Below are 19462 nucleotides of genomic sequence, written 5' to 3' on the forward strand. Positions count from 1 at the left end.
CATGAAGGCCTCCGGCCCCAGGACCCCCGTATCAGACCCCATGACTTACAACCCTGAGAGGGATTGACGCATAGTGCTCGACGTCAACTTCTTCGACGAGCTCCGGATCGGTCTGGCCACCGCTGACGACATCCGTCAGTGGAGCCACGGCGAGGTCAAGAAGCCCGAGACGATCAACTACCGCACGCTCAAGCCCGAAAAGGACGGACTCTTCTGCGAGAAGATCTTCGGTCCGACCCGGGACTGGGAGTGCTACTGCGGCAAGTACAAGCGCGTCCGCTTCAAGGGCATCATCTGCGAGCGCTGTGGCGTCGAGGTCACGCGCGCCAAGGTGCGTCGTGAGCGGATGGGCCACATCGAGCTCGCCGCGCCGGTCACGCACATCTGGTACTTCAAGGGCGTTCCGTCGCGGCTGGGCTACCTGCTCGACCTCGCCCCGAAGGACCTCGAGAAGGTCATCTACTTCGCGGCGTACATGATCACGTACGTCGACGACGAGCGCCGTACTCGTGACCTGCCCTCGCTGGAGGCGCACGTCTCCGTCGAGCGTCAGCAGATCGAGAACCGACGCGACTCCGACCTGGAGGCCCGCGCCAAGAAGCTCGAGACCGACCTGGCCGAGCTCGAGGCCGAGGGCGCCAAGGCCGACGTGCGCCGCAAGGTGCGCGAAGGTGCCGAGCGGGAGATGAAGCAGCTGCGCGACCGTTCGCAGCGCGAGATCGACCGTCTCGACGAGGTGTGGACCCGGTTCAAGAACCTCAAGGTCCAGGACCTCGAGGGCGACGAGCTGCTCTACCGCGAGCTGCGTGACCGCTTCGGCACGTACTTCGACGGTTCGATGGGTGCCGCGGCGCTGCAGAAGCGCCTGGAGTCCTTCGACCTGGACGAAGAGGCCGAGCGGCTGCGCGAGATCATCCGTACCGGCAAGGGCCAGAAGAAGACCCGTGCGCTGAAGCGGCTGAAGGTCGTGTCTGCCTTCCTGCAGACCTCCAACAGCCCCAAGGGCATGGTCCTCGACTGCGTCCCGGTCATCCCGCCGGACCTTCGCCCGATGGTGCAGCTGGACGGTGGCCGCTTCGCGACCTCCGACCTGAACGACCTGTACCGCCGTGTGATCAACCGGAACAACCGCCTGAAGCGGCTTCTCGACCTCGGCGCGCCCGAGATCATCGTGAACAACGAGAAGCGCATGCTCCAGGAGGCCGTGGACGCCCTCTTCGACAACGGTCGTCGTGGTCGCCCGGTCACCGGTCCCGGTAACCGCCCGCTGAAGTCCCTGAGCGACATGCTCAAGGGCAAGCAGGGTCGTTTCCGTCAGAACCTGCTCGGCAAGCGCGTGGACTACTCCGCGCGTTCCGTGATCGTCGTCGGTCCGCAGCTGAAGCTGCACCAGTGTGGTCTGCCCAAGGCCATGGCGCTGGAGCTCTTCAAGCCGTTCGTGATGAAGCGCCTGGTCGACCTGAACCACGCGCAGAACATCAAGAGCGCCAAGCGGATGGTCGAGCGCGGCCGCACGGTCGTGTACGACGTCCTCGAAGAGGTCATCGCCGAGCACCCGGTTCTGCTGAACCGTGCGCCCACCCTGCACCGCCTCGGCATCCAGGCCTTCGAGCCGCAGCTGGTCGAGGGCAAGGCCATCCAGATCCACCCGCTCGTCTGCACCGCGTTCAACGCGGACTTCGATGGTGACCAGATGGCCGTGCACCTTCCGCTGTCCGCGGAGGCGCAGGCCGAGGCCCGCATCCTGATGCTGTCCTCGAACAACATCCTCAAGCCCGCCGACGGCCGTCCGGTGACGATGCCGACCCAGGACATGGTCCTCGGTCTGTTCTTCCTCACCACCGACGGCGAACTGCGTGACACCAAGGGCGAGGGCCGGTCCTTCGGCTCCACGGCCGAGGCGATCATGGCGTTCGACGCCGGCGAGCTCGCGCTTCAGTCGCCGATCGACATCCGCTTCCCGGTGGGCACCATCCCGCCGCGCGGCTGGACCCCGCCGGTGCGCGAGGAGGGCGAGCCCGAGTGGCAGCAGGGGGACACCTTCCGCCTGCGCACCACCCTGGGCCGCGCGCTCTTCAACGAGCTGCTGCCCGAGGACTACCCGTTCGTCGACTACTCGGTGGGCAAGAAGCAGCTCTCCGAGATCGTCAACGACCTCGCCGAGCGCTACCCCAAGGTCATCGTGGCGGCGACGCTCGACAACCTGAAGGCGTCCGGCTTCTACTGGGCGACCCGTTCCGGTGTCACCGTGGCCATCTCCGACGTCGTCGTTCCCGAGGCGAAGAAGGAGATCGTCAAGGGTTACGAGGCGCTGGACGAGAAGGTCCAGAAGCAGTACGAGCGCGGTCTGATCACCAAGGAAGAGCGCACGCAGGAGCTCATCGCGATCTGGACCAAGGCGACCAACGAGGTCGCCGAGGCGATGAACGCGAACTTCCCCAAGACGAACCCCATCTTCATGATGGTTGACTCGGGTGCCCGAGGAAACATGATGCAGATGCGGCAGATCGCCGGTATGCGCGGTCTGGTGTCGAACGCGAAGAACGAGACCATCCCGCGTCCGATCAAGGCGTCCTTCCGTGAGGGCCTGTCCGTGCTGGAGTACTTCATCTCCACGCACGGTGCCCGTAAGGGTCTGGCGGACACCGCCCTGCGTACCGCCGACTCGGGTTACCTGACCCGTCGTCTGGTGGACGTCTCGCAGGACGTCATCATCCGCGAGGAGGACTGCGGCACCGAGCGCGGTCTGAAGCTGCGGATCGCCAACCGCGACGCCGACGGTGTGCTGCGCAAGACGGACGACGTCGAGACCAGCGTCTACGCCCGCATGCTCGCCGAGGACGTCGTCATCGACGGCAAGGTGATCGCGCCGGCCAACGTCGACCTCGGCGATGTCCTCATCGACCAACTGGTGCGCCACGGTGTCGAGGAGGTCAAGACCCGTTCGATCCTGACCTGCGAGTCGCACGTCGGCACCTGTGCCATGTGCTACGGCCGTTCGCTGGCCACCGGCAAGCTGGTCGACATCGGTGAGGCGGTCGGCATCATCGCCGCCCAGTCCATCGGTGAGCCCGGTACCCAGCTGACGATGCGTACCTTCCACACCGGTGGTGTGGCCGGTGACGACATCACCCAGGGTCTGCCCCGTGTCGTCGAGCTCTTCGAGGCTCGTACGCCGAAGGGTGTCGCCCCGATCTCCGAGGCCCAGGGCCGCGTGCGGATCGAGGAGACCGAGAAGACCAAGAAGATCGTCGTCACCCCGGACGACGGCAGCGACGAGACGGCGTTCCCGATCTCGAAGCGTGCCCGACTCCTGGTCAGCGAGGGCGAGCACGTCGAGGTGGGCCAGAAGCTCACCGTGGGTGCCACCAACCCGCACGACGTGCTGCGCATCCTGGGTCAGCGTGCCGTCCAGGTCCACCTGGTCGGCGAGGTCCAGAAGGTCTACAACTCGCAGGGTGTGTCGATCCACGACAAGCACATCGAGATCATCATCCGGCAGATGCTGCGCCGCGTGACGATCATCGAGTCGGGCGACGCGGAGCTGCTGCCCGGCGAGCTGGTCGAGCGTTCGAAGTTCGAGACCGAGAACCGTCGTGTGGTCCAGGAGGGCGGTCACCCGGCCTCCGGTCGTCCGCAGCTGATGGGTATCACCAAGGCCTCGCTGGCGACCGAGTCGTGGCTGTCGGCGGCGTCCTTCCAGGAGACGACCAGGGTTCTGACGGACGCGGCGATCAACGCCAAGTCCGACTCCCTGATCGGCCTCAAGGAGAACGTCATCATCGGTAAGCTCATCCCGGCCGGTACGGGCCTGTCCCGCTACCGCAACATCCGGGTCGAGCCGACCGAGGAGGCCAAGGCCGCGATGTACTCGGCCGTCGGCTACGACGACATCGACTACTCGCCGTTCGGCACGGGCTCCGGCCAGGCCGTTCCGCTGGAGGACTACGACTACGGTCCGTACAACCAGTAGTAGTTGGTTCTGAGGTCCTGAGGTCCTGAAGGGCGGTCACCCCGTTTCGTACGGGGTGGCCGCCCTTCGGCCTGTTCAGCGTGCTGCCAGTTCCCAGGCCATGACGATCATGGTGGCTACGGCGGCCAGCGCGCCGATGCTGGCGAGCGGCCAACGGGAGTGCTCCAGGGCGTCCAACCGCTGTTCGTGGTCGGCGAGTTGCTTGTCGGTCTGGTCGCTGCGCTGGACGAGGAGGGCCAGCGAGCCGTCGACGCGGGCGAAGCCGGCCTCGACGGTGCCGCGCAGGCGTTCCAGTTCGAGGGCGACGTCGTGCTGTTGCTGTTCCGGAGGCGTCATCCGTCACCCCCGGAGTCCGGGCTGTCCGTACGCAGCCAGGCGGGAAGCAGGGTCTGGACGCCGGGTACGGCCATGACCCGGGTCACGCCCGCGGCGACGGCGAGGGCGCCGGCCACCCAGGGGAGTGCCCTGGAGATGCCGGCGGCGTCGACGACCGTCGGCAGCAGGACGCACAGGCCGGCAGCGGTCTGGACAACGGTGCGGAAGGTCCGCTTGGCGGCCTCTGACATGAGGGCCCCTTTCTCTCAGGAGCTGTACCGGTCTCAGGAGCTGTACGGGACTTTCAGTGCCGCCCAGGACTTCGCGCCGGGCCAGCCATCGGCGGCTGAGCCGGTGTAGCCGCGCCTGCGCTGCCACTTGGCGTAGGACTCCCGGTCAGCCTCGGTCCACTGGGGACCGGGGCCGTCGGTGTAGGCGGAGCAGCCGAGGGCGACCAGGCGCTTGCCCATCGCTGTGACGATCGGCGACCGGGGGTGCTTCCTGAACCAGGCGGCGCCGGGGAAGGGCTGGTACGTGGGCCTGGTCGCACTGGTCGGCTGCTTGCCGAGCCGGGTGGCGACCCTGGCCCGGAAGTCGGTCATCGTGAACCCGCGCGGGTCGATCTTCGCGCTGGTCCACTCCTTGTGCCCGATGACGGAGCCGGCGCTCCAGCCGTGTGCCCGGCACAGCGCGGCCGAGGCGCGTGCCATCGCGTCCAGCTGGGCCTCGGGCCACGGGTCCTTGCCGTTGCCGAGGTTGATGCACTCGAAGCCGTAGAAGTGGACGTTGCCGTCGGTGTCGTTCTCGTTGGGGGAGGGGAGGGGGTGCGTTCGGCGACTACGGCGTTCAGTACGTCGCCGTCGCCGCTGCCGGCGTGGTTGGCGCGGCCGTTGCCGACCAGGTGAACCGTGCCGTCCTTGGCGATGACGCCGTGGCAGAGGGGGCCGGGGAGGTCGGAGCGGCCGTTGAAGCAGAGGTTGACGGTGGCGGCGGTGCCCGAGGTGACGGTGTGGTGGATGACCACGCCGTTGACCGGGCCCCAACTTCCCTTGTGATTACGGTTGTTGGTGCGCCAGCCGGGGTGTTCGAGGACGGTGACGCCCTCGGCCCGCAGGGCGGAGACGAGGGCGTCGGCGGAGAGGGGTGTGGCCATGGGCTGCCTTTCAGGGGTGACGCGGGCATGAGAAAACCCCGGCCGGGCGGCTCGGGGTGGATGTGGCGCGGGGTGGGTCAGGAGGTTTCTGTCTCTGCCTCTGTCTCTGCCTCTGTCTCTGCCTCTGTCTCTGTGTCCGTTTCCGTGTCCGTCTCCGGATCCGGGGTGCTCGGGCTCGTCCACGTGGCGCACAGGGCCGCGTACTTCTCCGTGTTCGCCCGGAAGTCGTCCAGTGCGGCGGCGACCGCCCGCTGCACGGCCGTCTGGTCCGGTATGACGGGGGCAGTGCCGGTTGGCTGGACGGTGACGCGGCCGCCGCCGCGCAGGACGGCGCCGCTGCCGTCGGTCTCGGAGAACTGGGCCGTGACGGTCACGGACGCGTGGCGTCCGGTGAGCGGATCGGGGGCGATGATGCTGCTGAGGCTGGCGTCGGAGACGTTGACGTGGATCGTGTGACCGTCCTCGACGACCGTGGCGCGGCCCGCGTAGTCGATCGCGACGCCCCAGGGCTGGCTGGTGTCGATGTCCATGGGTTTCTCCGTGAGGGCTGAAGGGCCTTAGGGCTGAAGGGGCTTACGAGGTCTGGAGGCCGAACATCATTCGCGGCTGGGCGTAGACCGTGCCGGAGGTCGAGGTGACCCGGGCCTGGATCTCCACCTTGAGCAGCGAACCGAACGAGGCGTTGAAGTCGGCGGCGACGGCGCCGGTGTGGTCGAGGGACGTGGGCGCGGTGACGGCACCGGACCACTCGGCGTCGTTGATCAGGACCCGGACCTCGCCCGTGGCACCGGAGCTGACCGCCGTCGCGACGAAGATGCGCATCCGCGGCTGCCACAGCGGGTTCCAGGACCGGGCGACCGTGGACCAGTCCGTCAGAGTGGTGCGCGGCCAGCGGGCGCTGTCCAGGTCGGTCGGGAGCGCCATCGGGAGCCAGGGCCGGGCCAGGCCGCCGGTGTCGATGTCGTCGGAGAAGATCTCGCGGCCGTTGACGTCGTGGACCCGCAGCGGCTGCTGGGAGGTGCTGGTGCCGTCGCCGTTGTACACACTCAGGGCCAGCTTGCCGGTCTGGCGGCGGATCGCGAGGCCGAACTCGTCGCCCGTCCACTTGCCGACCCGGAACACCTCGGAGCTGTTGTCCGGGGTCCGTACGGAGATGTAACCGCCCGCGCCCGAGCCCTTGTTGAGCGCGGGCAGGCCGTTGACGGCGGTGGACAGCTGCTGGATGCGGCGTTCCATCTGGGTGAGCCGGTCGATGATGTCTTCGGGGAGCTGGGGCATCAGACCTCCTCCAGGTAGAGCTCGGCGGTGTCGGGGCGGCCGCGCTGGGCCGGGCTCACCTTGACGCCGATGATCCGGTAACGGGCGTCCAGGCCCTCGGCCCACCACTCGTCGGTGATGCGGATACGGACGGTCCGGCCGAGCAGGGCGGGCGGGACCAGGTCGTCGAGGCGGACGCTGATCTCCGGGATCACCACGGCCGCGGTGGCCGATGCCAGTTCGGCCTTGGCCAGCGAGTTCAGGGTGGCCTTGCTGGTGATCTCGGTGTGGTCGGAGGACAGGTCGATGCGCGGGTAGCCCGCCTTGGTGATCAGGTCGCCGGCGACCTGGATGTCGGAGCACTGCGGGCGGGACTCCGCGGCCTGGTTGTCGTTGACGGAGGCCCCGCGGGTCCGCGCGGTGGTGCCGCCACGGGTGGCGTCGCGCGGAAAGGAGTACGACAGGATCGTGCCCGGCCGGTCCAACAGCAGGTCGGTGGTGCCGATCAGGATCTTCGGGTTGCCCAGGCGCAGCCGGCGAGTCCGTTCGCCGGTGGACGGGTCGCGGTAGACGGCGATGTGGTGCTCGAAGCCGTTGTCCACGGCGTCGAGCGCGTCGAGCGCCTCCAGGTAGACGGTCTCGTCGCCGTCGCGGTAGGAGACGGTGCGGGTCTGCGTGGAGGTCTCGTCGCCGGACGTGACGGCGATGTCGCCGCCGACCTCGGTGGGCTCGGCTTCGGCGTCGACGGTCCCGGTCTGGAGGTGCCGCCACAGCTTGCGGGCCACCTCCAGCTGGTCCTCGTCGGTGAACGCGAGGTCCTTGCGGATGCGGCGGCGGCCCGCGTACGACTCGAAGGTGGCCGCCTGGATGCCGAGGGTGAGAACGCCCCGGGTGTCGCTCTGCAGGGTGGACGTCCAGATGATGCCGCCCCACCACAGGTCGTTGCCGCGCTGGAGATACACCGAGGTGCGGCCCTCTTCGATGCGGCGGGCGCGGGCGGCCATCTCGGCGTTGGGGAGGGGGACGGTGCCGGAGAGGGAACCGGCCTTGCCTATGTAGTCGTCGACGGTGACGTCGCGCAGCGGCAGGATGTCGATGGTGTTGTCGGTGAGCAGGTCGCAGAAGATCGCCCGGTAGGGCGTGTTGATCGTGCTCATGAGGCGGCCTCGTAGGTGGCGGTGCCCCGGACGGCGTGCGAGGCGGCCCAGGTCCAGGGCGACAGGGCGTCCGCGGTGCCCTGGCTGGCACTGGCGATCGTGGCGGCGTCGACCCGGCCCGTGCCGATGTTCAACTCGAAGGTGCTGGTCGTGGCGAGGTAGATCCGGCCCATGAGGCGGGCGTTGTTGGCGGCGGACAGTTCGGCGAAGCCGATCACAGGGTGGGCCGCGGATGCGGTCACCGGCAGCGAGAACCGCCAGTTGTCCGCGGTGGTGGGGCTGGTGCCGAAGTTGGTGGTGGTGCCGAACTGGATCGTGAAGTTGAGGTGCACGGTCGTACCGGACTTGAGGTACCGGCAGTTGACGGAGGCGTTGCCGTACGACGGTGTGGCGCTCCCGGTGCCGGTCGTCCAGGCCGGCGTCCAGCTCTGCCAGGTCGGCAGCACGGGGTAGTCGGCCCAGGCGCTGCCGGTCCAGCGCTGCAACTGGCCGTTCAGGTCGCGGTACTGGCCGGGGTAGGAGCCGATCGCGGTGTCGGACGTGACCGGCAGGATGCCGCCGACGGCGACCGTCGGGGTACGGCGGTCGGCGAGGACGGAGGACCAGGCGAGACCGCCGCCGCCCGCACTCGTGCCCTTGGCCACGGTGACCTGGTACAGCGGGATCGCGAGGGCGGGTACGGGCTTGACGGCCGGGGTGGCGGCCGGGGTGCCCGGGATGATCTCGACGACGGCCTCGGTACGGCCCAGGCCGTCGTACGCGTCGTCGTACACCCGCAGCACGACCAGGTCGATCCGGTCGTACTGGGCGTCGCCGTCGGCGAAGGTCAGGGGCAGGTACCCGGTCAGGGCGACCGGGTAGGCGCCCTGGCTGTCGGTGCCCTGGACGACCGCGCGGCCGGGGCTGACGCTCACGGTCATGGTGTTCGGGGTACCGGTCAGGGTGAATCCGGAGATCCGCCACTGGCCGTCGGGGGAGCCCGGCAGGATGCCGGAGCGGGTGGCGACGGCCGAGGTCGGAGTGAGGGCGCCGAGCGAGACGAGCCGGGTGTCCTCGCGGGACTGGCCGTCCGGGGACAGCCAGCCGGAGCGTACGGGCATAGGGAACTCCCTTTCTGGGGCAGGTCAGTTGGCAGGTCAGCCGGCCGGGTCAGTTGGCTGGTTCGGTGCGCAGGAAGATGTTGTCGAACCAGCAGGTCACGGCGGCGTCGCTGGAGCGGTGCATGGCGGTCGCCGTGTAGCTCGTGCCCGGGGTGAGCCCGCCCAGCCGCCACACCGTCGAGACCGACGAGTAGACGGTGCCGCCGTGGGAGGCGCAGTTCTCGTCGTTCGCGCTCAGCACGACGGTGCTGCCCTGGGTGACCTGCGGGGCCATGAACGCCGTGGCGGTGGTGCTGCTCTGCGTCAGCATGCGCGCGCCGAAGTGGAGCAGTACGGCGCCGGTGGTCGGAGCGGTGAAGGCAAGGGTGAGCGCGGTGACGGCGGATTCCGTGAGCGCGGCCGTGTAGGTCGTCGACGTGGTGTAGCCGGAGTCCAGGGACGACGCGAACGGCGGCGGCGTGATCGCCGACTGCCATGCGGAGCCGTTCCAGCGTTGCAGGACGCCGAGGGAGGAGTCGCGGTACTGGCCGGTGTAACTGCCTGTGGTGACCGTGCCGGCCGGGGCGATGCCGCCGAGCGCCTTCGGGTACCTGACCCACTCGGTGCCGTTCCAGCGCTGGAGGTAACCGAAGTTGTCGTCGTCCTGGTACTGGCCGGGGTAGCTGCCGGCCACCGCCCCGTTGTTGTAGACCGGGAGGATGCCGCCGGCCGGGACCAGCGTGGTGCGCAGGTCGGTGCTTGCGGTGGCCCAGGCGATGCCGCCGGTCCCCGCGCTGGTTCCGGCCGGGACGGAGACCCGGAACAGCGGGAGCGCCAGGTCCGGGGTGGTCGGTGCGACGGGGGCGGCGGCCGGGGTGCCCTGGACGATCTCGACGACTGCCTCGGTGCGGCCGGAGCCGTCGTAGGCGTCGTCGTAGACGCGCAGCACGAGCAGGTCGACGCGGCCGTACTGGGCGTCGCCGTCCGCGAACGTCACCGTGATGTCCTCGTCGAGGGCGACCGGGTAGGCACCCTGGGTGGTGGTGCCCTGGATGACGGCCCTGCCGTGGTAGACGACGGCGGTCATCGTGCCAGCATTGCCGCCCATCCACAGGCCGCCCACCCGGTACTGGCCGTCGTAGGTGCCCGGCAGGATGCCCGAGCGGGACTGGAGGGGGCCGGCCGGGGTGGTGGCGCCGAGTGCGGTGTGGCGGGTGGCCTGGCGGGTCTGGCCGGTGAGGGACAGCCAGCCGGAGTGCAGTGTCATGGTCAGCGAGTCCTTCGGTCGGTCTGCGGGCTGTGTCGGCTCAGGAGGGTGAGGCGGCTTCGTACGTGCCGTGGATGGACAGGACGTCCCCGGAGGCCCAGGTGAAGGGCAGCGACCTGTCCCAGATGCCGATGCTGCTGCCGAGGGTGTCGCGCACCGAGCGGACGATGTCGGCGTTGGTCGTGGCCAGCAGGCCGGAGCCCTGGTAGAGCAGCGATTCCGAGGAGTCGAACGCCTCCGCGTTCAGCACCCGCCCGTCCAGCTTCCAGGCGGGGGTGGCGACCGGGGCGGCCGGCAGCGAGAACGTCCAGTTGGCGTTGGCATCCTGGGCGGACAGGTTGGTCGTCGAACCGATCTTCAGGTAGATCCGGACGTGCACGACCGTGCCGATCTTCATGTACGACCCGGCGAGTGTCCCGTTGCCGATCGCGGGCGCGATGCCGTTCTCGGCGCCCCAGACCGGCGTGTAGTCGGTCCAGCTCGGCACCGGCTGGTACGACACCCACGTCGTGCCGTTCCAGCGCTGTAGCAGCCCGGAGGACGAATCCCGGTACTGGCCGGTGTAGCTCGCCGTGGTGACCGCACCGGCCGGGGCGATCCCGCCCAGCGCACTCGGATACGACACCCACGCCGAGCCGTCCCAGCGCTGCAGCGTGCCCCCGGAGTCCCGGTACTGGCCGGGGTATGCGCCGTTGCCGGTGTCGCCGTACGCCGGGAGGATGCCGCCGAGCGCGACGACGGACGTCCGCAGGTCCTCGGCGTCGTTGTTCCAGTTGACGCCGCCGGTACCGGCGCTGATGCCGGCCCGCACGGTGACCCGGTAGATCGGCAGCGCGATGTCCGGGAGCGGGGGGTCGACGGGGGTGGCGGACGGAGTGCCCTTGATGATCTCGACGGCGGCCTTCGTGAAGCCGGAGTCGTCGTACAGGTCGTCGTAGATACGGAGTACGACGAGGTCGATCCGGGCGTTGGAGGCGTCGCCGTCGGCGAAGGTGAGGGACAGCGACTCGGGGAGCGTGACCGGGTAGGCGCCCTGGTTGTTCTCGGCCTGGATGACCGCCCGGCCCTCGTACACGGTCGCCTTCATGGTGCCGGCGCCGCCCTCCATCCAGAAGCCGGAGACTCGGTGCTGGCCGCTGTAGGAGCCGGGCAGGATGCCGGAGCGGACCCCGATGGGGTTGCTCGGCGTGGTCGCGCCCAGCTGGGTGAGGCGGGTGTCCTCGCGGGTCTGGCCGGTCTCGGCCACCCATGAGCTGCGCAGGTTCATGAGTGTTCTCCTCTGGGGTGGGGCACGGGGCGGGTCGCGGGGTTCGGCACGGAGTTGGGCCCGGAGTTGGGCCCGGAGTTGGGCCCGGAGTTGGGCACGGAGTAGGGCACGGAGTTGGGCCCGGGCTGGGTCACCATTCGGCGTCGCGCCAGCGGACGGTCATCCGGGCGCCGGTGTCGTACGTGTCCGGCCGGAACGCCAGCTGGGCGCGGCCCGGTTCGAAGGCGAACAGTTCCTCGGGACTGCTGTCGGCGGCCGCGGTGTGGCGGCGCGAGGCGGTGCCGTTGAGGGTGACCGTGCCGGCCGCGGTGTCGATGACCAGCTCGTCACCGGCGGCGAGGGTGATGTCGTAGCGCAGGCGGCGGGCGGAGGTGCGGTCGGTGACGGTCGGGTTGGCGCACGGGCCGTTGAAGGTGAGCACCGGGTGCGTGGGCGCCGAGCCGGTGTTGTCGGCGTTGACGTCTCCGGTGGAGGCCGTCTGACCCCAGTACAGCGGCCAGGCCAGCGGCCAGGTGAGGCCGCTCTCCGGCTGCGGGGCGCCGGTGACCGAGGTCTGTTCGGTGACCGAGTAGCGGCGCGGGTCGGTGGCGTACCACTGCACGGACGCCTTGGAGACGCCCTGGGTGGTGTACGTCCGGTCGGCGGCCAGCACGCGCTGGCTGACCCGGGCCCGCACGGCCAGCGTCTCGCCGTGCAGCCGCACGGCGAGCCAGCGCTCGGCGTCGCCGAGGAGGAGGGCCTGGCGCAGGACGCGCATCGCGGCGAGGGAGGACTCGGTGCCGCTCTCCGCCGGTACGGTCCACAGGGTGCCGCCGACCTTGCGGGGCTTGGCGTAGCGGGTGCCCGGCCAGGCGCCGTGCGCGGTGGGGTGGTCGGCGTCGGAGCTGTCGTACTCGGGCAGGTCCTCCCAGCCGCTGAGGCCGCCGCGGTCGATCTCGTACGGGGTGCCGGGGCCGAGCAGCAGTCCGGCCCACTGCATCTGCCCGTCGCGGGTGATGAGTGAGCCGGGGGGAACGTCGTCGGTGTATGCGGTTGTGGTTATGTCGGCCATCGGGCCGTCACCTCACTACTCTCGTCGCTCTCGGGTTCAGGTCCTCGCGGGTGCTCATGCGTGTCGTGGTGCTCACGCGTGTGCCGACGCGAGGAAGAGAAGGTCTTCGGCGGTGCCCCGGGCGCCGCCGCCCGCGCTCTCGTGGAACTCCTTGATTTGGTGCGGGAGTTGGGGCCGGGACAGGTTTCGCCGGGCGAGTGCCCGCTGCCGCTCCAGGTGGGTGAGCGGCAGCACCCGGCCCGCCCGGCGGGAGGCGCCGGGGACCGCGACGCCGCCCTCCGCGAGCATCGGGACCTTGTCCAGGTCGACGCCGAACTTCTTGCCGAAGAGCGAGAAGCTCAGGGAGTTGAGCCCGTCGATGACCCAGTTGCAGAACGCGATCAGCCCGTTGACCGGTCCCTTGATGACACCGGCGACGGTCTGGGCGCCGGTCGTGACGAACTGCCCCATCGCACGCAGGGTGTTGGAGGTCGCCTCCTTGATCCGGGCGAACATCCGGGGGATGTCCTTGGTGATCCAGGTCAGCGCCGGCCTGACCGCGCTTTTGAAGCCCCGCCAGATCGACGACACCCTGCCGCTGAGCGCGCGGGTGTCGCCGGTGGTGAGGGCCTTGAGGGCGGCGAACGCGGTGCCGAGGAGCGTGCTGATGACGGAGATCGCGGTGGTGATGAGGGTGAGGTAGGCGGTGACGTACGTGTTCACCGCGCTCGCGATCGCCTTGAGCAGCGGCGTCATGACGGTCAGGTAGCCCTCGACGTACTTCAGTACGAGCGTGGCGAGCTGCTTCATGAGCCGCTGTCCGGTCTCGGAGTTCATCGCGAGGTCGAGCAGCCAGGCCGCGACCGGGAGCAGCAGGCCGGTGACGAAACCGATGGGGTTGGCGCGGGTGAGGGCGTTGATGACGAGCATGACGCCGGAGCCGATGGTCATGGCGGTGCCGAAGGCGCCCATCAGGTCGCCGACGATTCCGGCGACGTCGATGAGACCGGCGGCCAGGGCCAGGATGCCGCCGGCGGCGGACGTGAGCCTGCCGAGGGCCTTCGTGGAGCGTTTGCCTGCGCCGCCGACCGCCTTGATGCCGGGTGCGGCGGTGGTGGCGGTCTGCCCGGTCCTGGTGACGGAGCGGGCGGCGGCGTCGGCGTTCGCCTTGACCTGGCGCAGGGCGGTGGCGCCCTGGTCGGCGGCGGGACGGATGCGGTCAACGGCGGTGGCGGCGCCCTTGATCCGGTCGGTGAGGCTGCGGAGGGTGGACTGGGTCTGCGTCACCTTCGTACGGAAGGAACTGAGGACCGGCGCGACCCCGGCGAACGGGTTGACCGGCAGCGGTATGCCGCCCGCCGATATCGAGGCGGCACTCATCCGCGGGCCTTCGCCAGGAACATCAGGGCGTCGGCGGTGCGCTGGGGGCTGCCGGCCTCGGCCGCGTAGTAGTGCTCGATGTGCAGCGCGCCGCGTGCTCCGGCCGCGCCGGCGTAGGCCGGGCCCTGCGCGGCGGCGCGCCTGAGCAGCCGGTCCAGCTTGCTGAGCGGCAGTACGGCTTCCGCCTCACCGGCCTCGGCGAGGATCGCCGGTACACCGCCGGAGCGAGGCATGACGACACCGCCGGCCGCGAGGGCGGGGATCCTCGGCAGGCTGACGCCGAAGGTCTTGCCGCCGACCTTCGGGACCCAGCCCGGGATCGACACCTTGATGCCGTTGAGGGCGCCGATCGCGGAGTTGATGATGCCGATGACGGCGTTGATCGGACCCTTGACGGCGCTCTTGATGCCGTCGAAGGCGCGGCCCGCGATGCCCTTGAGGCCGCCCCAGACGCTGGACAGCCTGTCCTTGACGGCGCGGAAGGCGTTCGGGATCGCGGACTTGATCCAGTTCACGACCGGTGAAATGACGGCCTTGATGCCCTTCCAGACGCTGGAGACGACTGTCTTGATGGCCTTCAGCGCCGTGCTGATGACCTTCTTCCAGATGCCGACGTAGGTCTTGATGACGGTGGCGACGGCCTTGACGACCGCCGAGATCGCCTTCTTGATCCCGCTCCAGACCGACTTGATCAGTTTCGCGGCGTTCTTCATGATCGGCCCGATGGCCTTCATGACGCTGCTGATCACGGCCTTGATGGCGCCGAAGGCCGCCTTGAGGACCTTCTGCATGGTCTTCGACTTGGTCGCCATCTCGACGACCTTCTCGATGAGCGGCATGAGCAGGTCCATGAGCATGCCGAAGAAGTTGCCCTTCATCGACCTGTTCATCTTGTCCTGGCCCTTGGCCGCCTTGGTTGCCCCGGACTCGTACTTGCCGAGGTTCTTTCCGGCGGTCGAGCCGGTCTTGCCGGCCTTGGCTATGGACTTCTCGGCTTGGTCGGAGGCCTTCTTGAGGTCCTTGAGTTCCTTTTCGGAGCTTTGGGCGGCGGTCTTGAGGGCCTTGAGCTGGGTTGCTCCAGCCTTGCCAGCGTTTACGACACCCTTCGCCGCCGACTCGGCGCCGGACGCCTTCGACTTGAAGTCCTGCAGGGATCCGGACGCCTGCTTCAGTGAACTAACGAGACTCATGGCACACCTCCTTCGGGCGGAACGGGGTCATCTGGCGGCGGGGGCGGTGGCGCCGCCGCCGATGGCGCCCGCGGCGGTGTTGGACGCGGTGGCCAGCTCCACGAACGTCTGGCGCAGAGTGCCGGCGCTCCGGTTGAGGTCCTTGGCGGCGTCGGCGATCTTCTTGAAGGCCTGCGGCTTGGGGAGTTTTTCGGGGTCGTAGTGCTGGAGCTTTCCATTGAGCTCGCCGATGGCCGTGGCCACTTCCTTGATGTCCTCGGCGGGGTTCCGGGTGAGCTTGGCCTTGAGGTTTCCTATCGCCTTGGCGAGCTTGTTGATTTTCCCCGGAGTATCCATGTTCCGGGTCGCCGTGTTGAAGTCCTGGATCTTCGGCGTGAGGCCTGCGAGAGCGTCCCTGAGGCTGTTGAGTGTGGCCTCGTCGAGGCCGCGCGGGTTGATGGACACCGCAGTCATGGCTTCCGCCTGCTGGCGGGGCATAGCTCGCGGCAGTCCGCTATCTCCCGTGGCGAGAACACGGCCTTCACTGTTCGCGTGGCCGAGCATGCCACGGGCGATCGCTCTTGAAATTGTTTCTAGACCCAGGTTGAAAAGCTTTCCGAGGTCGAAAAGCTTTCCCATGATGACCGCACCGAGGGCACCGATGACCAAAGTGACCTGGACCCAGAAATCTTTCTGCTTGAACGACTCAAAGAATTCCTTGAGGCCAATCGACTCCATTAGAGCTTGCCATATTGTCTTCGTTTCATCCTTGCCCTCCTTGATTTTATTCTTGAGGTTGGTCTCGACGGTCGTGAGTTCTTCATTTGTCACGTTGTTCTCGGGTTTGACATGCGAGTTCAGCGTGGTTTTGACTGTGCTAATCTCTTCCTTGAGATCGATGATCTTCGCAAGGATGTCGGCGTTCGAGTCGCTGGCCATTTTCACCTCTGCTTGAATGTAGGGGGCAAGCCGGGGTTGCTCCATATTGTTGTCGACTGTTAGGCTGCGCCGATTTTCAACGGGAGTGGGAGGGGTGCGGGAGCGTGCCGGATTTCTTGCCGAGCCTGGGACTTGTTCTCATGCTGTTCGGATTCTTTGCCTTGTTGGCCCAATCGGGTAATTTCGTGGAATATCGCCTCATGCGGAACTTGAAGCGCCACGGCGTCGAGGGGCATGCGGTTTCCAGGTCCCAGGGCTACATGAGCGGAAAATGTCGAGTCTTCTTCGACGTCTGCCTGCCGGAGGGGGAGCCGCGTGCCAACTTCCACGAATTCATGCAGGTGTCGCCCGGTCCCGTGGGCACGGTTGTGCCGGTCGTGTACGACAGCAGGAAGCCCCGGCGCGCGAAGACGGGAACCCGCAAGGATCTCAACTTCGACGAGGAGCGGCTTGTCGTGCTGTTCGCTGGGGGCACCGGCCTTGCGCTACTCGCAGTTGGGGCGCTGCTCTGTATCGTCGGTGCCGTGACGTGAGTCGGTCACCGGGTCGACGGGCTGTGATGCCGTGAAGTCAGACGCCGCTTTTACAAGATCAGTTGTGTCGGCAACACATTCGAGAACTGCGCCTTCAACGGCATCTGGGTCGCCGGATTCCTCACCGACAAAGGCCCGGCCAACTTCACGGTCACAGGCAACGTCGTCCGCGATGTCGGCCACAACGGCATCTACGTCGACTACGCCTCCAAGTACGGCGCGATCACGGGCAACGAGATCGACTGCGGACTCTTCCGGGGCCCCTCCGACAGACCGAGCGACCTGAACGGAGCCGGGATCTACCTCGGGGGATTTCCGATCACGGACCGGGGCAACCCCACCGACTGGGCGGAGGGCATCACCGTCGTCGGCAACCACATCCGCAGGGCCGCCCGCGCCGGCGTCTATCTGAACGGCGTCAGGCACGTCCAGGTGACCGGCAACCAGATCAGCGACGTCGGCACCGCACACCTCGCGGACGGGACGACCGTCATCGGGAGCGGTGATCTCACGCAGAACATCGGAATCCTCATGGAGAACCCGGTGACCTCCGCCGATGTCACCGTCGCCCTGAACTCGGTGGTCGACACAAGAGCGACCCCGTACACGAACCAAGGTCTGGTCCCTCAGAGCGCCTCGGCGGTCAACGCCCATCTCAACACGGTGACCGGCACTCGGCAGGCCGGCAATCCGCTGGAGACCGGTCCCACCCGCACATGGCAGGCCGCGCACCGCTTCAACGGTGACATCCGGTTGAACGCCCACGTCATCGGTGGAGGCACCGCCGTGACCGTCACCGCGGGGGCGCAGTCGGCATCCGCGGCCGCCGGGAGCAACGGGGCCAAGGGCAATGCCGGCGTCATCAACACCACGGCCGCGGCCTCTCCCGCGGCGGGAACCATCGCCCGCGTCACCTATGCCACGGCCTACGACGCCATTCCCAAGGTCGTCCTCACCGCGCGCAACGCGGCCGCCGCCGCGGTCGGCCTGTACGTGACCTCGGAGAGCGTCGCAGGATTCTCCGTCGCCACCGCGATCGTCCCCGGCGCCGGTGCGGCTCTCTCCTTCGCCTACCACGTCATGGGCTGACGACCGTGGTCGGCGCGGGAACCTGTCCCCATATCGGCGCGTTGGAGCATCATGGAGGCATTCGACCTCTCAGGGGGTACTCCGTGTCGCAACCGTCATGGCAGCCGTGGCAGGACAAGGACGAGTCGTCGTCGCCGTCAGGATTGAGCGGCAGTGCCGGCGGTGGTGTTCCGCGGCTGTGGCAGGGCGGAGGTGTGCCGCAGTCCTGGCAGCCCTACAGCGCCCCGTCCATGCTCGCCTCCCACGCCGACCGTGAGCGTGCCGTCGACGTGCTCAGGGCCGGGTACGGCGAGGGGCGGCTGGAGAAGGCCGAGTTCGACAAGCGGGTGGGGCGGGCGTACGCGGCTCGTACGGTGGGGGAGCTGGCTCTGCTGGTCGCCGACCTCCCTCTGGGCCCCGTACCGCACCCGGCGCCCGTCACGGCCGTACCGCGGACGTTTCTGCCCGCGCCGCAGCCGCGGACGAACGGGAAGGCCGTGGGTGCCGCCGTGTGCGGGCTGCTGTGCGTGCCGACCTTCGGGTTCACCGGGATTCCGGCGGTGATCCTCGGGCACGCGGCGCGTTCGGAGATGCGGTCCACGGGGGAGGGCGGCGAAGGGCTGGCCCTGACCGGGCTGGTCCTCGGCTGGCTGTACACCGGGGGCTGGGCGCTCGTTCTGACGCTGTTGCTCTTGGCGGGCCTCGCGTCCGGATGAGACTTGACAGGTCCGCCCGCAGGTAGCAGGTAGGGGCGAGGTCCAGTTGTTTTGACCGCAGCGTATGAGGTAGGTACGCTCAGACCTTGTGCCTGGGGTGTGCCCTGGCTCCCGTGCGTGCCTTCAACCGCACATAGGGAGCCGTCACTGGCCACCGTAATCTGCGCTCTTTCTGCCTCGCGGCGGGGGCCTGCAGCATTCGACACACCCGACCGCGTGGGTCGGCGACGTTCCAGGTTAGCTTCACCATTCGGCACACAGAAACCGGAGAAGTAGTGCCTACGATCCAGCAGCTGGTCCGGAAGGGCCGGCAGGACAAGGTCGAGAAGAACAAGACGCCCGCACTCGAGGGTTCCCCTCAGCGTCGTGGCGTCTGCACGCGTGTGTTCACGACCACCCCGAAGAAGCCGAACTCGGCCCTGCGTAAGGTCGCGCGTGTGCGTCTGACCAGCGGGATCGAGGTCACCGCTTACATTCCGGGTGAGGGACACAACCTGCAGGAGCACTCCATCGTGCTCGTGCGTGGCGGTCGTGTGAAGGACCTGCCCGGTGTTCGCTACAAGATCATCCGCGGTTCGCTCGACACCCAGGGTGTCAAGAACCGCAAGCAGGCCCGCAGCCGCTACGGCGCCAAGAAGGAGAAGTAGAAATGCCTCGTAAGGGCCCCGCCCCGAAGCGCCCGGTCATCATCGACCCGGTCTACGGTTCTCCTCTGGTGACCTCCCTCATCAACAAGGTGCTGCTGAACGGCAAGCGCTCCACCGCCGAGCGCATCGTGTACGGCGCCATGGAGGGCCTGCGCGAGAAGACCAGCAATGACCCGGTCATCACGCTGAAGCGCGCGCTGGAGAACATCAAGCCGACCCTCGAGGTCAAGTCCCGCCGTGTCGGTGGTGCGACGTACCAGGTTCCGATCGAGGTCAAGCCCGGTCGCGCCAACACGCTCGCGCTGCGCTGGCTGGTCGGTTACTCCCGCGCCCGTCGCGAGAAGACCATGACCGAGCGTCTGCTCAACGAGCTTCTCGACGCCTCCAACGGCCTCGGTGCCGCTGTGAAGAAGCGCGAGGACACCCACAAGATGGCCGAGTCCAACAAGGCCTTCGCGCACTACCGCTGGTAGTCGCTACCCACATCGAGACCGAGAGAAGACGAAAGCCTT

Annotated in this window: 18 protein-coding genes and 1 pseudogene; 6 read left to right on the forward strand and 13 right to left on the reverse strand. The window is 68.2% G+C overall.

Annotated elements, in window-relative coordinates; all coding sequences use genetic code 11:
* Positions 1 to 73 precede the first annotated feature (73 nt).
* Entirely contained in the window at positions 74 to 3973 is a 3900-nt protein-coding gene (locus tag AC5P09_RS18325; RefSeq protein ID WP_493874931.1) for a DNA-directed RNA polymerase subunit beta', read from the forward strand.
* Positions 3974 to 4048: 75 nt separating this feature from the next.
* On the opposite strand, the gene AC5P09_RS18330 is transcribed toward AC5P09_RS18325, so the two are convergent.
* The 13 genes and pseudogenes from AC5P09_RS18330 to AC5P09_RS18390 all read right to left on the reverse strand — a co-directional run bounded on the left by AC5P09_RS18330 (position 4049) and on the right by AC5P09_RS18390 (position 15986).
* Positions 4049 to 4309: a hypothetical protein gene (locus AC5P09_RS18330; protein WP_266435116.1), complete on the reverse strand. Its 261-nt coding sequence runs from the start codon at positions 4307 to 4309 to the stop codon at positions 4049 to 4051.
* On the reverse strand, positions 4306 to 4539 hold the full coding sequence (locus AC5P09_RS18335; RefSeq protein WP_493874932.1) for a hypothetical protein: 234 nt from the start codon (positions 4537 to 4539) through the stop codon (positions 4306 to 4308). The genes AC5P09_RS18330 and AC5P09_RS18335 overlap by 4 nt, the downstream gene beginning before the upstream one ends.
* 33 nt (positions 4540 to 4572) lie before the next feature.
* A pseudogene (locus tag AC5P09_RS18340) lies at positions 4573 to 5441 on the reverse strand (peptidoglycan-binding protein).
* Between the two features lie 77 nt (positions 5442 to 5518).
* The gene (locus tag AC5P09_RS18345) at positions 5519 to 5971 is read right to left on the reverse strand and encodes an ATP-binding protein (protein ID WP_493874933.1); all 453 of its coding nucleotides are present in this window, start codon (positions 5969 to 5971) and stop codon (positions 5519 to 5521) included.
* A 43-nt stretch (positions 5972 to 6014) separates the two neighbouring features.
* Positions 6015 to 6719, reverse strand: coding sequence for a hypothetical protein (locus tag AC5P09_RS18350; RefSeq protein WP_493874934.1), 705 nt, complete (start codon positions 6717 to 6719; stop codon positions 6015 to 6017).
* Positions 6719 to 7855, reverse strand: a complete 1137-nt coding sequence (locus tag AC5P09_RS18355) for a hypothetical protein (RefSeq protein WP_493874935.1) — start codon at positions 7853 to 7855, stop codon at positions 6719 to 6721. Before AC5P09_RS18355 ends, AC5P09_RS18350 begins: the two co-directional genes overlap by 1 nt.
* A complete protein-coding gene (locus AC5P09_RS18360; protein ID WP_493874936.1) occupies positions 7852 to 8955 on the reverse strand; it encodes a hypothetical protein in 1104 nt (367 codons plus the stop codon). The genes AC5P09_RS18355 and AC5P09_RS18360 overlap by 4 nt, the downstream gene beginning before the upstream one ends.
* A gap of 49 nt (positions 8956 to 9004) precedes the next feature.
* Positions 9005 to 10201, reverse strand: coding sequence for a hypothetical protein (locus AC5P09_RS18365; RefSeq protein ID WP_493874937.1), 1197 nt, complete (start codon positions 10199 to 10201; stop codon positions 9005 to 9007).
* A gap of 40 nt (positions 10202 to 10241) precedes the next feature.
* A complete protein-coding gene (locus tag AC5P09_RS18370) occupies positions 10242 to 11468 on the reverse strand; it encodes a hypothetical protein (RefSeq protein ID WP_493874938.1) in 1227 nt (408 codons plus the stop codon).
* A 130-nt stretch (positions 11469 to 11598) separates the two neighbouring features.
* Positions 11599 to 12519 (reverse strand): phage distal tail protein, encoded by a 921-nt coding sequence (locus AC5P09_RS18375; protein ID WP_493874939.1) that lies wholly within the window; start codon positions 12517 to 12519, stop codon positions 11599 to 11601.
* Positions 12520 to 12591: 72 nt separating this feature from the next.
* On the reverse strand, positions 12592 to 13878 hold the full coding sequence (locus tag AC5P09_RS18380) for a tape-measure protein (RefSeq protein WP_493874940.1): 1287 nt from the start codon (positions 13876 to 13878) through the stop codon (positions 12592 to 12594).
* Entirely contained in the window at positions 13875 to 15068 is a 1194-nt protein-coding gene (locus AC5P09_RS18385; protein ID WP_493874941.1) for a phage tail protein, read from the reverse strand. The genes AC5P09_RS18380 and AC5P09_RS18385 overlap by 4 nt, the downstream gene beginning before the upstream one ends.
* 27 nt (positions 15069 to 15095) lie before the next feature.
* The gene (locus AC5P09_RS18390) at positions 15096 to 15986 is read right to left on the reverse strand and encodes a hypothetical protein (protein WP_493874942.1); all 891 of its coding nucleotides are present in this window, start codon (positions 15984 to 15986) and stop codon (positions 15096 to 15098) included.
* 104 nt (positions 15987 to 16090) lie between these two features.
* Between AC5P09_RS18390 and AC5P09_RS18395 the strand changes: the two genes are divergently transcribed.
* The 5 genes from AC5P09_RS18395 to rpsG all read left to right on the forward strand — a co-directional run bounded on the left by AC5P09_RS18395 (position 16091) and on the right by rpsG (position 19423).
* The gene (locus tag AC5P09_RS18395) at positions 16091 to 16519 is read left to right on the forward strand and encodes a hypothetical protein (RefSeq protein WP_493874943.1); all 429 of its coding nucleotides are present in this window, start codon (positions 16091 to 16093) and stop codon (positions 16517 to 16519) included.
* Positions 16520 to 16951: 432 nt separating this feature from the next.
* Positions 16952 to 17608 (forward strand): hypothetical protein, encoded by a 657-nt coding sequence (locus AC5P09_RS18400; protein ID WP_493874944.1) that lies wholly within the window; start codon positions 16952 to 16954, stop codon positions 17606 to 17608.
* Positions 17609 to 17691: 83 nt separating this feature from the next.
* On the forward strand, positions 17692 to 18303 hold the full coding sequence (locus AC5P09_RS18405) for a DUF1707 and DUF4190 domain-containing protein (RefSeq protein WP_493874945.1): 612 nt from the start codon (positions 17692 to 17694) through the stop codon (positions 18301 to 18303).
* A 275-nt stretch (positions 18304 to 18578) separates the two neighbouring features.
* Positions 18579 to 18950 carry a 30S ribosomal protein S12 gene (gene rpsL, locus AC5P09_RS18410; protein WP_003948652.1) on the forward strand — a complete coding sequence of 124 codons (372 nt, stop codon included), beginning with the start codon at positions 18579 to 18581 and terminating at the stop codon, positions 18948 to 18950.
* 2 nt (positions 18951 to 18952) lie between these two features.
* The gene (rpsG, locus tag AC5P09_RS18415) at positions 18953 to 19423 is read left to right on the forward strand and encodes a 30S ribosomal protein S7 (RefSeq protein ID WP_005481264.1); all 471 of its coding nucleotides are present in this window, start codon (positions 18953 to 18955) and stop codon (positions 19421 to 19423) included.
* Positions 19424 to 19462 lie beyond the last annotated feature (39 nt).

This window comes from Streptomyces sp. a15, assembly GCF_059026085.1.